This is a genomic window from Acidobacteriota bacterium, from assembly GCA_035529075.1.
GTDB lineage: Bacteria > Zixibacteria > MSB-5A5 > GN15 > FEB-12 > DATKXK01.
Genome location: DATKXK010000018.1, coordinates 85,213 through 100,021, shown reverse-complemented (window position 1 = coordinate 100,021; position 14,809 = coordinate 85,213). Strand labels below are relative to the sequence as shown.

The 14,809-nt window shown below is 60.3% G+C and carries 16 protein-coding genes; all 16 read right to left on the bottom strand.

Translation table 11 applies throughout. The features are described from left to right. Positions 1–40: 40 nt before the first annotated feature. The 16 genes from rho to VMY05_11960 all read right to left on the bottom strand — a co-directional run bounded on the left by rho (position 41) and on the right by VMY05_11960 (position 14,715). Positions 41–1,288 carry a transcription termination factor Rho gene (gene rho / locus VMY05_12035; protein HUV31802.1) on the bottom strand — a complete coding sequence of 416 codons (1,248 nt, stop codon included), beginning with the start codon at positions 1,286–1,288 and terminating at the stop codon, positions 41–43. Between the two features lie 57 nt (positions 1,289–1,345). Continuing rightward, on the bottom strand, positions 1,346–1,702 hold the full coding sequence (gene rsfS / locus VMY05_12030; protein HUV31801.1) for a ribosome silencing factor: 357 nt from the start codon (positions 1,700–1,702) through the stop codon (positions 1,346–1,348). A 2-nt stretch (positions 1,703–1,704) separates the two neighbouring features. Continuing rightward, positions 1,705–2,238, bottom strand: a complete 534-nt coding sequence (locus tag VMY05_12025) for a LytR C-terminal domain-containing protein (protein ID HUV31800.1) — start codon at positions 2,236–2,238, stop codon at positions 1,705–1,707. Between the two features lie 70 nt (positions 2,239–2,308). Then, positions 2,309–2,785: a hypothetical protein gene (locus VMY05_12020; protein ID HUV31799.1), complete on the bottom strand. Its 477-nt coding sequence runs from the start codon at positions 2,783–2,785 to the stop codon at positions 2,309–2,311. A gap of 150 nt (positions 2,786–2,935) precedes the next feature. Beyond that, positions 2,936–3,694 (bottom strand): NTP transferase domain-containing protein, encoded by a 759-nt coding sequence (locus tag VMY05_12015; GenBank protein HUV31798.1) that lies wholly within the window; start codon positions 3,692–3,694, stop codon positions 2,936–2,938. Between the two features lie 44 nt (positions 3,695–3,738). Further along, a complete protein-coding gene (gene panD, locus VMY05_12010; GenBank protein HUV31797.1) occupies positions 3,739–4,092 on the bottom strand; it encodes an aspartate 1-decarboxylase in 354 nt (117 codons plus the stop codon). A gap of 145 nt (positions 4,093–4,237) precedes the next feature. Further along, complete coding sequence (locus VMY05_12005) at positions 4,238–4,714, bottom strand: NUDIX domain-containing protein (protein ID HUV31796.1); 477 nt, start codon at positions 4,712–4,714, stop codon at positions 4,238–4,240. An 87-nt stretch (positions 4,715–4,801) separates the two neighbouring features. After that, positions 4,802–5,647, bottom strand: a complete 846-nt coding sequence (gene panC, locus VMY05_12000; GenBank protein ID HUV31795.1) for a pantoate--beta-alanine ligase — start codon at positions 5,645–5,647, stop codon at positions 4,802–4,804. Positions 5,648–5,664: 17 nt separating this feature from the next. Further along, positions 5,665–6,852 (bottom strand): hypothetical protein, encoded by a 1,188-nt coding sequence (locus VMY05_11995; protein HUV31794.1) that lies wholly within the window; start codon positions 6,850–6,852, stop codon positions 5,665–5,667. 35 nt (positions 6,853–6,887) lie between these two features. Then, on the bottom strand, positions 6,888–7,883 hold the full coding sequence (locus tag VMY05_11990; protein ID HUV31793.1) for a GTPase: 996 nt from the start codon (positions 7,881–7,883) through the stop codon (positions 6,888–6,890). Positions 7,884–7,957: 74 nt separating this feature from the next. After that, positions 7,958–9,112 (bottom strand): DegT/DnrJ/EryC1/StrS family aminotransferase, encoded by a 1,155-nt coding sequence (locus tag VMY05_11985; protein ID HUV31792.1) that lies wholly within the window; start codon positions 9,110–9,112, stop codon positions 7,958–7,960. Beyond that, positions 9,102–10,160 carry a glycosyltransferase family 4 protein gene (locus VMY05_11980; GenBank protein HUV31791.1) on the bottom strand — a complete coding sequence of 353 codons (1,059 nt, stop codon included), beginning with the start codon at positions 10,158–10,160 and terminating at the stop codon, positions 9,102–9,104. Before VMY05_11980 ends, VMY05_11985 begins: the two co-directional genes overlap by 11 nt. A gap of 42 nt (positions 10,161–10,202) precedes the next feature. After that, a complete protein-coding gene (locus VMY05_11975) occupies positions 10,203–11,309 on the bottom strand; it encodes a DegT/DnrJ/EryC1/StrS family aminotransferase (protein ID HUV31790.1) in 1,107 nt (368 codons plus the stop codon). Positions 11,310–11,318: 9 nt separating this feature from the next. After that, positions 11,319–12,077 carry an N-acetyltransferase gene (locus VMY05_11970; protein ID HUV31789.1) on the bottom strand — a complete coding sequence of 253 codons (759 nt, stop codon included), beginning with the start codon at positions 12,075–12,077 and terminating at the stop codon, positions 11,319–11,321. Between the two features lie 86 nt (positions 12,078–12,163). Continuing rightward, on the bottom strand, positions 12,164–13,378 hold the full coding sequence (locus tag VMY05_11965; GenBank protein ID HUV31788.1) for a Wzz/FepE/Etk N-terminal domain-containing protein: 1,215 nt from the start codon (positions 13,376–13,378) through the stop codon (positions 12,164–12,166). Next, a complete protein-coding gene (locus tag VMY05_11960; protein HUV31787.1) occupies positions 13,375–14,715 on the bottom strand; it encodes an SLBB domain-containing protein in 1,341 nt (446 codons plus the stop codon). Before VMY05_11960 ends, VMY05_11965 begins: the two co-directional genes overlap by 4 nt. Positions 14,716–14,809: the final 94 nt, after the last annotated feature.

The window sequence follows — 14,809 nt, the reverse complement described above, 5'->3', positions numbered from 1 at the left end:
TTTGCTCTGGGGCACCGGCCCGCAGGCCGTCGGGACCGGATCAATCCTTCATCGAGGCAAGGAACTTGGCGTTGTCCTTGGTCTTTCTCAGCCGGTCGATAAGGAACTCCATCGCTTCCATGGGATTCATTTCGGCCAGGAACTTGCGCAGGATCCAGACCTTGCTCAGCGTCTCTTCGGAAAGCAGCAACTCCTCTTTACGCGTGGAGGACCGATTGATGTCCATGGCCGGGAATATCCGCCGGTCAGCCAGCCGCCGATCGAGCACCATCTCCATGTTGCCGGTGCCCTTGAACTCTTCGAAAATCACCTCGTCCATCCTGGACCCGGTTTCGATAAGAGCCGTAGCGACGATCGTGAGCGAGCCGCCCTCCTCGATGTTGCGCGCCGCGCCGAAAAACCGCTTGGGCATGTGCAGGGCGTTGGAATCAACACCGCCGGAGAGGATCTTGCCGGAGTGCGGGACCACGGCGTTATGGGCTCGGGCCAGCCGGGTGATGGAATCAAGGAGAATAACGACGTCGTGCTTGTGCTCGGTAAGCCGCTTCGCCTTTTCCAGCACCATCTTGGCCACCTGAACGTGCCGCTCGGCGGGCTCATCGAAGGTCGACGAGATGACCTCACCGCGGACCGACCGCCGCATGTCCGTAACCTCCTCCGGGCGCTCGTCGATCAGCAGAACGATCAGCTTTACCTTCGAATGGTTCGTCGTGATAGCCTGGGCGATTTTCTGCAAAATGATCGTTTTGCCCGCCTTCGGCGGCGACGTGATAAGCGCCCTCTGACCCTTGCCGATCGGACACATGAGGTCGATTATCCGCGTCGTCAACTCCTCAGTGGCAGTCTCAGCAAGGAACTGATCCTCGGGATACAACGGAGTCAGGTTGTCAAAAAGCGTCTTGTGCTTGGCCACCTCGGGATCTTCAAAATTGACCGCCTCAATCTTCAGCAGGGCGAAGTACCGCTCGTTGTCCTTGGGCGGGCGCACCTGTCCGGAGACGGTGTCACCGGTGCGCAGGTCGAACCGCTTGATCTGCGACGGCGAGACGTAGATGTCGTCCTGACCGGGAAGGTAATTGTAGTCGGGCGACCGGAGAAAACCGTAGCCTTCATCCATTATCTCCAGCACGCCTTCGGCGAAGATCACCCCTTCCTGGTTGGAGGCACTCTCCATGACCTTGTAGATGAGCTCCGACTTGCGCAGCCCTGAGACACCCGGTATGTCCAGACCCTCGGCAATCTTGAGCAGTTCGGCAATGGTTTTGGATTTCAGTTCTGCAATCTCCATAAGCTCCCTCGCACGTTATGTCACTCCTTCGTTCATTATCCTCGTCAGGTCTTCCACTCACTCGTCGGTCAGCTGTTCCACCGGCGCGTCCCCCCAGAGCTTCTCGAGCGCGTAGAACTGCCGGGTGGGTTCATGGAAGACGTGCACGACCACGTCGATATAGTCAAGCAGAACCCAGTTGCCCTCTTTCATGCCCTCACGGTAGTGCGGTTTGAAGCCGGCTATGGCAAGCCCGTCGTAGATGGCTTTGGCGATGGCCTTGACCTGAACGTCCACCTCTCCGGAAGCAATGACAAAGTAATCGCATACAGACGAAAGGGTTTTGAGTTTGAGGATCCTGACGTCAAAGCCTTTTTTCTCAAGAGCCAGTCGGCCGGCCATGCGGGCAAGGGCAAGGGGGGACTGCTTTTTCAAGTCTAGTCTACAATCTCCTCTTCTGACAGTCCGGCCAGCGTCAGGCGCCCGTAATCCGTGCCCAGCACCAGCGTGACCGATACGTGATCACGGTTGTTCTCAAGTGGATGGTAGCGGACCTGCCCGGGGGGCAGGCCGAGCCTACGGGCAAGCAGGCCGGCCACTGTCAGGTCCTCCTGGCGCGAGACAACGATCGATTGGCCAATCTTGCGCAGGTCGAAGTTCTCGCGAGCCACCACTTCTATCTCAAGATCCGGATCGCCATACCCGTTGAGCCTCTCGGCAACGAGCGCAAGCACGCCCGGATCATCCGTACCGTTGACAATTTGCAGCCGCGCGGTGTACTTCGGCACCGGCATGGTCCCGGAGACACCCGTGCTCAGCCGTACACCGAACGATATCAGGTAGGCCGATGCCGCTATCAGGATTACGGCCAGAACCGCCTCGATCCGGTAGCGGCGGGCCAGGTCACGGAGGGTTTTTCCCGCTCGCAGGCAGCGGAACCGGAATTCAGTCAGCATTGCAGATACAAACATGCAAAAAACTACTGGCAGGATAACGAATTAGCAATTTCTTTTTATGCGAAAATACTTAGTCGATACAATTTCAGTATCGAGGCGCCAAACCGCGCCACGACTGTATCCCCGGGTGAAAATAGGGGGAGAAGAGCCCGCCATATCGCTGGACGGCCAGCGATAGTCGAAACTTCTCTGAAGGATGGAAATCAAGCGCGAATCCAGGCAGCAGAGTTGCGCTTCGGTCGCGCGACCCCCACAATGCTCCCGGGTCGTGGAGAATGCCGATATTAATCGACAGCGAGAGTGTGGGTGACAGTTCGTAGAACATCGAGGAATTAAGCATACCCAACGAGCCCGACGCGTTCCCGCCCGAGAAAAAGGATATGGAATAACTGTGCGACCACGACATGCGCGATGCATCCAGCAGCGAAAACGGCGTGGGGGAGGGTCGCTGGCCCAGGGGTTCTTCCGAAACCGCCTGCCTGACCTCGGCAACGTCAGCGTGCTGTGCCACGGCGGCACACGCAAAAGCCGACACCGCCAGTATTACAAGCGCTTTTCTCATAGTGCCATCATACCTCTATAATTTAATCTACGCCTGTGCAATCGTCCCGTCAACCCAAATTATAGGACGGCTTCTTCAATAGTATCGGATAGCTCCACGGTTGCCTATACATTGTAACGCCCGAGGGGCCGGTCGGGTTGAGAAAAATGTTCAGTCGGAGAGCCTGGCGTCGAAGATTCGGGCAAGATTTTGCAGTTCCTCGACGGAGTTGATGCCTTCCGCCTCGTCGGGATTGCTCACGGGCACTACATGTACCGCTAACCCTTTGTCGTGTAATATCTTAATTACGTCCGTCAAGTAGTATTCGCGCTGCACGTTGTCATTGCGGATCTCGTCCAGAGCTTCGAACAGCCTGCGGTTGTCAAAGCAGAAAATCCCCGTGTTTACTTCCCTGATGCTGCGAATGTCCTCGGAGGCATCCTTGTACTCGATGATCGCTTCCAGCCGGTCGCTGTCGCCGTGCCTGACAATCCGGCCGTACTGTTTGGGATCTGCCGGTATGGCCGAGAGGCACGTAGCGGTAGCATGGCAAGCCTCGTGCTGGTCCAACAGCCCCCGGATCGACCGGCCGGACAGGAAGGGCACATCACCAACGGTTACGAACGTGGTACCCTCGAAATCGCCGAGAAGCTCACCTGTCTTTTTCACCGCGTCGCCGGTCCCGAGCTGCCGCCGCTGCCAGACAAACTGGACCGGGTATCCGGCCAGAGCGGCCCTGACCTGCTCCCCCTCGTGTCCGATGACAACGATGATCCGGTCGAACTGCGTCTGTACCAGCGTGTCAAGTAAGATAGCGATCATCGGCCGACCTTTGATGGTGTGCAGGACCTTGGGAAGGTCGGACTTCATCCGTTTGCCTTTGCCTGCGGCCAGGACGACGGCGGCTTTCCTTGTCAGCGGGGCATTCATGAGAATTTTGCGGGCCGTGGTTCCCTGGACGTCGTCGGGTAAACTCAGCGGTCGGTCGGCTTATTATTCCCGTCGACGTGGACGATCACGGGCTTGAATCCGCTCGCTTCACTCTTGTCGACAAGCCCGTAGGCGATGATGATTACGAGGTCCCCCCTGTCCCCCTTGCGGGCAGCCGCTCCGTTCAGAGCTACCGTCCCGCTGCCGGGTTCCGCCTCCAGAACGTACGTCTCGAAACGCTCTCCATTGGTGACGTTGGCCACCAATACCTTCTCGTACGGTACAAGGTCCGCCCGTTTGATAAGGTCGGCATCGATGGAAATAGATCCGACGTAGTCCCGGTTACAATCAGTGATTGTCACCCGGTGGATTTTCGATTTGCAGACTGAGATAAGCATGTCGTTACGCTAACCCGTCACAAAGTCCAGAACACCAGCCGAATATAACACTTTCCGTGACCCCGTCAACCCCCGGCCGCGAGTCCGAACCGGATGTACCGTGTAACTCTAAACGCCCCACAGGGTTCCCACTCGGGAGCGATTTTCAGGGCCGGATCTCGACCCAGTTGCGGGCCGGATATATCTCCAGTTCCGCGCTGACATCCTCGACAGCCCTGGCCAGGTTCTTCCAACTCACCCGGAGTTTCGCACGCCTGGGCGGGAGCCACTCATACTCGCTGTTTTCAGGTGACAGCCTGACGGCCGAATCGGCAGGGACAACGGCTACGATCAGCGGCAATATCCAGATACGATCGAACTCCGGCTCGTAGAACTGTACAACGTACTCGGTGGCCCAGATGGCGGTCGGGCTCAGTCCGGTCTCTTCCTTGAGTTCGCGAACGACGACCTGCGCCACCTTCTCATCGCCCTGCTTGCCGCCGCTCAGAAATCCCCAGTACCCGCCGTAGGATTCGCGCTCCGCCCTCTTGAGCACCAGGAACTTCCAGCCGTCGGCGTCATTCCTGACGACGGCGACGTTTACTCCCGGTGAGTCTATGCCAATGTTCGCCTTTGACGTCATGCCTTGCTCCCGACGAGTGTCAATTCGCGGGTAATCTATACGAGAATGCAGAATCGTCAAGCGGAAAAAGCAGCAGGCGCGGCGCCGTCATATCAGTTTCATGTTGTCGATCAAGCGCACCCCGCGGACCCGCACGGCCAGCGAACAGATCGCGCCCCGACCAATCGTCCTGAGTGGCTCGAGGCTGGAAAAGTCGGTGAAGGCGATGTAATCAATCGCACCGGAAGGACAGGCGGCCGTTATCACGGCGCGCATTTCCTTTTCGATCAGACGGGCGGATGTCACGCCGCTTCTGACCAACTCGCGGGCCGACGTGAGCGCGTAGTACAGACACAGCGCCTCGCGCCGGCCGGCCTCGTCGAAATACCTGTTGCGGGAAGACATCGCCAGGCCGTCGCGTTCCCGCACGGTCGGCGCGATAATGTACTTGATCGGGTAGCCCAGGTCGCGCGTCATGCGACGGAGCACCACCGCCTGCTGGTAGTCCTTCATGCCGAACACGGCCACGTCGGGACGCGTGATATTGAACAGCTTGGCCACAATCGTAGTCACGCCTCTGAAGTGCGTCGGCCGCGAGGCTCCCTCCAGCGTCCGGGTCAGCTGGTCCACCGTCACCCAGGTCTGGTAATCGGCCGGGTAGATCTCCGAGGCTGCGGGGACAAAGACAATATCGCCGCCGGCGGCCCGGATCCTGCGCGGATCTCCCTTCTCATCGCGCGGGTATCGGCTCAGGTCGTCGCCGCGCTCAAACTGGGTCGGGTTGACAAAGATGGTGGTGATAACCACGTCGGCGGCCTTTTTCGCCCGCCGAATCAGCGAAAGGTGCCCCTCGTGCAAAGACCCCATGGTGGGCACCAGCCCGATAGTCCTGCCCTCGGCGGCCAGCCCTCGGGCGACTCGCTGCATTCGCTTGACGAAACGGATGGTTTGCATGAGGGGAAGCCTGAAACCTATGAGGGACTGCCGTTGTCCGACGTGCCGGGGTGCACGTCCGTTTCCACAACCTCGGGGTTGACGTGCTCATCCGTGAAGAAGAGCGGGTCTTCGTCGGCAATACTGTACTGGTCCTTGATGTACCGCAACGCCACGTACCCGCGAGCCTGCGCCGCCGCGACTATCGCCAGCAGGTACCCCGCCACGGTCGCGAAGACGAGAAACAGCATGACCGCCATCAGGTAGCTCACCGCCTGATCGGAACCGTCCCAGCGCCACCGAAGAACCGAAATGCCGAACGGGACTCCCGGGAAGACGTTGAGCAGCTCCCGAACGAGGTCTTCCCTGACCGGAAGGTGACCGAGGCCGGACCTGACCAGCCGCTCCAGGGCGTCGCCTCCGCCGAGCGAACTGGCCCAGACCATGAACTGCACCGCCCGGTAACAGAAATAGGCATAGAGGAAGCTGCACACCTTGGCCGCCACGAAAGAGTAGGCCGTGTACCCGGCCCAGCGGAAGGGTTGGCGGATGACAGTCGAGAAAGTCTCGAGGATGGCTGCAAACGTTTCACCCTCACGTTCGGCCGCCGCCACCGCCGGCAGAAGAAGGATGGTCAGCGTGAAGACGAAGATGATAAAAACCGAAAACAGGGCCACAATGAAGTTCGGCACGACAAACAGGAGCGTGTACAGCCACTGACCGATCAACGGAATGCGGCTGACCAGCCCGAGCAGGAAAAACAACAGGACAATAAAGGCCACGAAAAGGACGATGGTCAACTCGGACAGGAACAGTTGGCGGAAGCGGACCAGGGCAAAGCGAACGGCGCCCCGCGCCGAGAAAAACCGGTTACCGCGCACCGCTTCCACATTGATGGACGCTACCGCGAAAAAGCCGAGCATCAGCGCAAACAGCGACAGCGTAACGCCGACCAGGAAGCATATTCGTGCCGCCGGGCCGTTGAACGCAAAGTCAACGAACGGAAAGAGACCGTAGGCCGAGAATGCGATCCCCAGCGGCTCGCCGTCTATAAGAAAGGCCAGGTAGTAGAACAGGTCATAGACGAGCAGCGCCGCGACCAGAAAGACCGTCATGGAAAAAATCTGCTTGGCCGAGAGCGCCCGGGCGGGAGCCCAGAGGACATCGTGGAAGTTAAAACGCGGTGCCCGTTCCATCAGGGTAATTTTGGCCGCAGGTTCCGGCAATGTCAAGTCCTATTTGACCCATTGGATGCGACAGGTCAGATATGGAACTCGACTATATCTCCGTCGGAAAGCCGATAATCCCTGTGCACGCGCTGACCGTCGAATTTGCCGACACCCCAGACCTTGGCGAACTTCAGGCGCTGGGCAAAATCCTTGTGTATGCTCAGGGCGGCGTCCTCGACCGTTCCCCCTATCGGGAGTATAACCGGATTCACGAGTTCCGCCTCTTTGCCCACCTGCTTGGTGTAGATGCGGATGATGCCGAGCGCCTCAAACATCCCGCGACGCAGCGCCTGCAGGGACTCATCATCGATTATCGAAGTGGCGAACATGGCGAATCCCGGGAACCGACCGGCCAGAAACGCCCGCTTTTCCCCCGACTCGTCCTCGTAGGCCTTGTGAGCGATGAAAATCGTCTTCTTGGCACAGAAGCGGGGGTCTTCCGGCTGTTCCTCGACCCGCGGGCGAAGAAGTATGCGCTTCTCTTCCAGCTGTCGCAACACCGTGCTCAGATTGTCGTTCATGGCCGGATTAGAGAGGTCGCATACCAGGGCCACCAGGTCAGCGTTGCGCACCAGGTTGCTCATGTAGTTCTCATACAGATCGTGAGAAATGGGAGGAGTGTCAATCAACTGTATCTGAACCGTCTCAAACGTCATCATCGCGGCGAGCGGCTCGCGCGTCGCATACGGGTAATCCGTAACCAGCGGCGTGGCGTTGGTCAGAACGTCGACCAGGGAAGATTTGCCGCAGTTGGGCGGTCCGATCAACACGATCTGCCCGGCCCCCTCGCTGGGGATATAATCGTGCGCTGGCGCCTGATGCGCGCCGTGTTGTCTGTCCCCTCCTTCGATCTGCTTCTTCAGCTTGGCTATTTTGGCTTTCAGGTCGGCCTGGAGTTTGTCGGTGCCCTTGTGTTTGGGCATGATTTTCAACAACTCCTGGGCCAGCCTGAGCCTTTCCCTCGGGTCCTTCTCGGCACGGAACTCGCGCTCCAGCTCGTAATACTGTGGCGGAAGGTTTGCCGGCATAGACAATTTATACAAAATTTTGCCGGTGCAGACAACAGGCACCGGCAGATGCGGGTGAAGAATGCCCCGGCTTCCTACCGGGCGTGCGTCATCACGATTTCGGCGATGCTGTCGCAGATATAATCAACCTGCGCCATTTTCAATCCGGGGTACATCGGCAGCGACACCACGCAGCGCCCGGCCCGGGCCGCATTGGGCCACCGACGCTCACTCAGGCCGCGTCGCCGATAAAAGGAAAAGGCGAAAACCGGCCGGTAGTGCACGCCGCACTCTACGCCGCGCCGGGCCATCAGCGCGATGAATCGGTTGCGGTCGATGCTCAGACGAGACAGATGCAGCCGAATAATGAACAGATGCCAGGCGTGGCTCACCCAGGACACCGGTCGCGGCAGGGCCAGGTAGTCGCCTAAGGCGTCAAGATTTCTGACGTAGCGACCGGCAATAGCCGTCCGTCTGGCCTGGTTCCTGCCAAACTCCGCCATCTGCCCGAGTCCGATGGCTGCGTGCACGTCCGACAGATTGGCCTTGAACCCGAGATCGCTGACGTCGTACTCCCACCGCCGCTTCAACCGCCGTTGGTAGGCCCCGGCACTCAAGCCGTGCAGGGAAAGCAGCCTGATCCGCTCCACGAATGACTTCGAGCGCGAGGCCACCATGCCGCCCTCTCCGCAGGTGAGGTTCTTGGTGGCTTGAAAGGAGAAAACCACAGCATCAGCCAGCCTGGCCATGGACTTCCCACGGTAGACGGCACCGAAGGAGTGCGCCGAATCGGCCAGGAGAGAAACCGCATGCTGCCTGGCCAGGCGGCGAAGTTGCCTGTAATCGGCCGGGTAGCCTGCGATGTCCACCGGCAGAATACAGGCAGTGCGCTTTGATATTTTCCCGGCCACGTCCCGGGGATCGATATTGAGCGTTTCGGGGTCGATGTCTGCAAAGACCGGCGTGCCTCCGCTGCGCAGGATTGCCTCCACCGTGGCGATAAACGTGAACGGCGAGGTGATGACTTCTCTGCCCCCGACTCCGGCCGTCTTGAGACTCAGAGTCAATCCGGCCGTCGCCGAACTCAGCGCGGCCGTATACGGAACACCCAGGTATGACGCCGCCGCCTTTTCAAACTCCCTGACCTTGGGACCGGTTGTCAGCCATCCCGACGACAGCGTGTCAGTGACTTCCCTGATAGCCCTCCTGGAGAGGGTGAGATCGTAAAGCGGAATGCGCTCAGCTTTCATCGATTAACCGTTCATAAAGGGAGGACATCATGTCAAGCGATTTTTCCCAGGGATATTTTGCTCGCGCGAACTCGAAGGCGGCGCCACCCAGCCGCTGCCGCCGCTGAGCGTCCCGGGACAACTCGACTATCGCGAGGGCCAGCCGATCGACATCACCGGCGGGAACGAGAATACCGGTGTGGTCGTGGCGGACCACCTCGGGAACACCACCGACGTCGGACGCGATCACGGGACGACCGCAGGCTGCCGCCTCAAGCGCCGCAACGCCAAACGATTCCCTGCGAGACGGCATGACCATGAAATGGTGTCCTTCCAGAAACCGGCCCACTTCATCAGGCTCCAGGTGGCCGACAAAGCTCACCCGGTCCTCAAGATTGCAGGAGCGGACCAGCCGTTTGAGGTGCGGGGTCATACGGCCCGATCCGGCTATCGACAGGCGGACGTTCGGAATTTCGGTGACTACCTCTGCCATGGCCTTCAGGAGAATGTCCGGTCCCGAGACCCGACGGTGGGATTTCATAAAGCAGATTCGTATCGTATCATCGGCCGGAAACGCCGGAGGCTTCTCCCCCACCGTGACACCGAACGGGATGACCGTTATCTTCTCGGCAGCCTCCGGCACAAGATGGACGGCCCTTCGCTTGAGGTACTCACTGGTGGCGCTGATCCATGCCGCCCGGCGCAGCACTTTTCGGACCAACGGACGCAGGAACCAGCGGGGGGCACCTGCCTCCACGTCCGTGCCCCACACCGATACCAGTGTCGGCGCGTGCCGTGCGGCAAGACCCCAGAGACCGAACCCGGTCGCGTAATGAACGTGGACGAGATCAGGACCGAAGTCCCGGGCTTCCCGTGCCGCCGCGCCCGCGCACAACAGGTAAGAGCGCCTACCGGCGCGTCGATGAATGACGGTCTCGACGCCCGGTAGAGCTCGCCCGCCCAACGAGATGAGCTTCACCCGGAAACCGCGCGAGGCCATCCCTTCGACCCAGCGCCTCGTGTGAATCGATTCGGCCCATCCGAAGACAACTACTCGCCCTGCTGCCAAGAGTGATTCTCCCCCGATAACCGGGATTCCCGAAATGGTTGCCTAAGCCAGTGCCCGCCGCACGGCATCGATTACCTCGGACTGTTCCTCGGCCGTCAACTCCGGATAGATCGGCAGGGAGAAAACCTCCGAGGCGGCCCGGCTGGACACCGGAAACTCGTCCGGTTTGTATCCCAGCGAGGCAAAGCAGGTCTGGGCGTGAAAGGCCACCGGGTAGTAGACACAGTAGCCGATACCGGCTTTCTTGAGCGCCGCCACGACCTGATCCCGCCTGGTCGAGGCCAGTGTGTACTGGTTGTAGATGTGGAAAGTGGCATACTCCCTGACCGCGGGCGTCACCAGGTCCGGCACATCGGCAAACGCTTCGTCATACCGCCTCGCGTGCTCGCGACGTATCTGCGACCACTGGCGAAGGTACGGCAGTTTCACGAGCAGGACCGCCGCCTGCATTGTATCCAGCCGGGAGTTGTAGCCGATAAACTGGTGGTAGTATTTTGGGTTCTCTCCATGGGCGCGCAGCGACCGGCACAGCGTCTCATGTTCCGGCGTCTTCGTGACGATCATACCGGCATCGCCGTCCGCGCCGAGATTCTTGGTGGGATAGAACGAGAAGCAACCGAAATCCCCGATGGACCCGGCCGGACGCCCCTTGTACTCGGCACCAATCGCCTGTGCAGCGTCCTCGATCACCTTAAGGTCGTGCCTCGCGGCTACTTCCATGACGGCGTCCATGTCGGCCGGCTGGCCGAACAGGTGAACGGGGATGATGGCCCTGGTCCGATCCGTCACCACCTGCTCGATCAGCGTTACGTCAAGGTTGTACGTGTCCGGCTCAATGTCCACAAACACCGGAGTGGCGCCGACGCGCGCGATTACACTCGCCGTCGAGAAAAACGAAAAATCGGTCGTGATCACTTCATCACCGGGTCCCACACCCGCCGCCCGCAGGGCGATCATGAGGGCATCGGTCCCCGAGGCCACGCCGATTCCGTGGTCCACCTTGCACAAACGGGCGATTTCACTCTCCAGGTGCGTGACTTCCGGGCCAAGGATAAACCTGGAGTGCGCCAGCACGTCGAGCACCGCCCGGTCGAGTTCAGGCTTCAAGTATGAGTACTGCCTGGTCAGATCCAATAGAGGTACAGCCATAATCCTGCCTCAGTCCTCCCACCCCTGGTTTTCCAGCAACTGTTCAGCCGGCACATCGCGCAGCACCCTGGCCGGGATTCCGGCGACGATTCTTCCGGCCGGCGCGTCCTTCGTAACCACCGCCCCGGCCGCCACGAGACCATCTTCATGGACGGTCAGGCCGGGCAGGACGGTCACGTTGGTGCCGATACGACCCCCCTTACGGACCGTCACCCCCTTGAAATGCTTGAAGCGTCTCTCGGTGCGTCCGACAAAGTTGTCGTTGGACGTAGCGGCGCAGGGAGCGACAAACACCCGGTCGGCCAGTTCAGAGTAGGCCGTGATGTAGACGTTGGTTTCCAGCTTTACGTATCGTCCGATCTTACAGTGGTTCTCAATCGCCACGCCTCGGCCGACTATCGAGAAATCCCCAACCGTGACGTTTTCTCGAACGGTCGACAGGTCAGCAACCAGGACGTTCTTCCCGATCTCGCATCCCCGGTAGACAATGGCACCGGTACCGATTATACCGTTATCGCCGACCAGGGTTGGCGGCAATTCCCGATCCTCAGTGACCGCCGAGATAACGGCCCGCATCGGACGCTTACCGATCACGGCGCCGTCGTCGATGCGGACGTTGTTGCCGATGACCGTATCCTCGTGGATGACCACGTGGCTTCCGATCCGGCAGCCGGCGCCGATCGTGACGGCGTCCCCGATGTGGCAGAATTCACCACACCTGGTGTCAGGACCCAGGCTGGCGGTTGGTGATATAACGGACGTTTCCATTTGAAGACCTCATTTGCAGGTCCGGACCGACCATCGGTTGGTTACGCCGTCGCCACCGGCCGGGGACAGTTCCTGCGACCGCATGGTTACGGCGTCCGGTCCCTGGATGCTCGACGGACGCCGGGCAGCCACCCCAGGTAGGCATCGACAAACCGCAGCCCCCGCGCGTAATCATCGGGCCGGGTCTGCCGCAACCGTTCGAGGTAGGCCAGAAAGGACGCGAGCAGAAGGGCCAGAACGAACACCACGCCGGTGCTGCCCAACACGATCAAGGTCCGCTGCGGACGGCTGCGTATCTCCGGCACGGTCGCCCGGTCAAGGACGGATAGCGGCGTCGATTTGGCACTCTCCTGAATCTTGGCCTGTTCATACAGTTCCAGCAGCGCCTTGTGCACCGTCTCACTCACTTCGACGCGACCCAGGAGGGACTCATATGTTCCCCTCAGGCCCGGAATCGCAGCCAGGGGCAAGGAGAAGTAGGAGCTGTCACTGCCGCCGTATTCCAGCGTTTCGAGCTGGCGAACGATGCTGCGCCGGCGCTTCCTGAGGTCGACCAGTTGCGGGTTATCTGAGCCCAGCACCTCGTCGACCAGGCCGATCTCGATATCCACTCTTGCCAGTTCGACCTTCAACTCCGCCGCCTGATCGATCGCCAGCCGGGTTTGCTCATCGAAATCCAGCGCCCGGTTCTCGATCTGAAACTGCTCCAGCTCGCGCCGCGTTTCGTCCAGTTGTGTCCTGACCTCAGCCAGCCGGGCCTCGATGAATTCCCGGCTCCGCCGGGCGCGCTGAGAGACAATTCGCTGGTGCAGGGAGTTCAGTTCGTCGACAAAAGCGTTGGCGATGGTGGCGGCCGATTCGGGATCTCGATCCTCGACCCTAATGCCCACCAGACCTTCCTCGGTCACTCGGAAGCGGGCATGCCTGAGCAATTGCTCGTTCGCCTCGTACATACTTCCCGCCCCGTAGCGGGCCTTAAGGTCAAAGCGCTCAATAATGGCGGACGTAACGGCCCGGCTTTTGAGCAGCCGGGCGTACATGTCGGACGGCGTAACCATGACCGGTAACTCGATGCCGCCGGTAATTGAAGCGATGTCGGTCAGATTCTTCGACGCCGTAACCGGCGCCATCATTTCCCGGGACGGGAACACCAGCGCAGTAGCCTCGTACCACGCCGGGAGAAACAAGGACACGACAGCCGAGACAATCGCACCTGCGAGCACGAGCGTGATAATCAGGACGCGCCGGGCCGCCAGCACTTCGAGGAACAACCAGAGGTTGGTTGACGAATTCTGATTCACGGCCGATCCTCCGAACACCTGACCACCACTTCGTCGCCGTCCCGGACCGCCGACTGGAGAGAAATCCGGCCGGTCACTTCTGCGACGCGATCGAAAAGATGCACCGTGCAGAGTTCCGCCCGACCGGTGGTGCCGCCGGCGCTGCCGATGTAGTAGGAAGCGGCCTTGCCTGAACGATACTCGTACAACCCGGGATAGCGCACTTCTCCGCTCACTTTCACGTAGCCAAGCCGAACCGGGACGAAGACCGAGTCGGACGGCCTGAGCATAACGGCACCGGCATCGACATCAGCCTCCGCAGCCGGCGAAAGCGGGTAGCGCGCGGCTTCACGCCGGCTCCAAACGTCCGGTTCCGCCTTGCGGAAGATGGTCACGCGGGAGAGATTCGCCCGTTTTGCCGCGCCACCACCCAGGGTCAAAAGATCGGAGAGACTCATACCGTCACGGTACGGATACCGCCCGACCCTGGCCACGGCACCAACGAGTATGACATCCCCGGCTCGTGCCCCTGCCGAACCGGTCGGGACCATAATGAAATCGCCGGGGCGGATGCTGCCCGGCATCAGCGGATTTCGCCCGGAGTCATTGACAAGGTAACTGGAACCGACGTCGGCGTCGGCCAGCGGGCCGCCCGCCAGAGCCAGCAGTTGATCAAGGCTTTCGCCGCCGATAAGCTCGATTTCCCGAGGGTTGCTGACAGCCCCGAGCACGTGCACCACCGTCGTCGAACGGGGCGGGACGATAACGTGAAGACCGGCATACAGGCAGGGATCGGCTCCGGGATCACCCGTCATGACCGCTTGATCAAGATCGACGGGCACCTCCCGGCGCGGACTGACGAACCGAAGCCGTCTGGCTGAACCTCCGGGCGCGATGCCGCCGGCGGAGTCAATGATATCTGATACCCTTTGCGACAGGTACGCGCGGTACCGGCCCGGCCGGTTCACCGCTCCTGAGACCCGGATCACCACCGGATACGGATCGCTCACCGAGACAGCCGCCTCGCCGGTGTTATATACCCGCGCCATGGCCTGAGTCAAGAGGCCGCGCGCCTCACTCAGCGTGCGGTCCGCAAGATCTACCACGCCCAGATTCTGGTCAACGATCCGGCTCTCTGCATCAACCGCCAACTGCAGAGGGGGTAGCTGAGTGCCGATGAACGTCACTCGCAACAGTTCGCCCGGCCTGATTAAATACATGTCCGGGTCAATCGGCTCATCGTAGAACTGCTCACCCCGAGCCTGCCAGACAGTATCCCGCTCGAGTCTGGCTTCTGATTCGGTGCCCAGGTCAAAGGTCGGCCTCGTGACCAGGAGAAAAAGTGCAAGTGACAACATATGCATTTGCGGAACCGCCGCTTTCAGCCTTGAAACGGATTCGAACGATAACGAAAAGGCCGCGCGCTGTCAACAGGTAACACCGCTTCGTTCG

What these genes read in the sequence shown, in the direction of transcription:
- rho (HUV31802.1), bottom strand. Translation starts at nt 1,288, where the DNA reads ATGGAGATTGCAGAACTGAAATCCAAAACCATTGCCGAACTGCTCAAG.
- VMY05_12025 (HUV31800.1), bottom strand. Translation starts at nt 2,238, where the DNA reads ATGTTTGTATCTGCAATGCTGACTGAATTCCGGTTCCGCTGCCTGCGA.
- VMY05_12020 (HUV31799.1), bottom strand. Translation starts at nt 2,785, where the DNA reads ATGAGAAAAGCGCTTGTAATACTGGCGGTGTCGGCTTTTGCGTGTGCC.
- VMY05_12015 (HUV31798.1), bottom strand. Translation starts at nt 3,694, where the DNA reads ATGAATGCCCCGCTGACAAGGAAAGCCGCCGTCGTCCTGGCCGCAGGC.
- panD (HUV31797.1), bottom strand. Translation starts at nt 4,092, where the DNA reads ATGCTTATCTCAGTCTGCAAATCGAAAATCCACCGGGTGACAATCACT.
- VMY05_12005 (HUV31796.1), bottom strand. Translation starts at nt 4,714, where the DNA reads ATGACGTCAAAGGCGAACATTGGCATAGACTCACCGGGAGTAAACGTC.
- panC (HUV31795.1), bottom strand. Translation starts at nt 5,647, where the DNA reads ATGCAAACCATCCGTTTCGTCAAGCGAATGCAGCGAGTCGCCCGAGGG.
- VMY05_11990 (HUV31793.1), bottom strand. Translation starts at nt 7,883, where the DNA reads ATGCCGGCAAACCTTCCGCCACAGTATTACGAGCTGGAGCGCGAGTTC.
- VMY05_11985 (HUV31792.1), bottom strand. Translation starts at nt 9,112, where the DNA reads ATGAAAGCTGAGCGCATTCCGCTTTACGATCTCACCCTCTCCAGGAGG.
- VMY05_11975 (HUV31790.1), bottom strand. Translation starts at nt 11,309, where the DNA reads ATGGCTGTACCTCTATTGGATCTGACCAGGCAGTACTCATACTTGAAG.
- VMY05_11970 (HUV31789.1), bottom strand. Translation starts at nt 12,077, where the DNA reads ATGGAAACGTCCGTTATATCACCAACCGCCAGCCTGGGTCCTGACACC.
- VMY05_11960 (HUV31787.1), bottom strand. Translation starts at nt 14,715, where the DNA reads ATGTTGTCACTTGCACTTTTTCTCCTGGTCACGAGGCCGACCTTTGAC.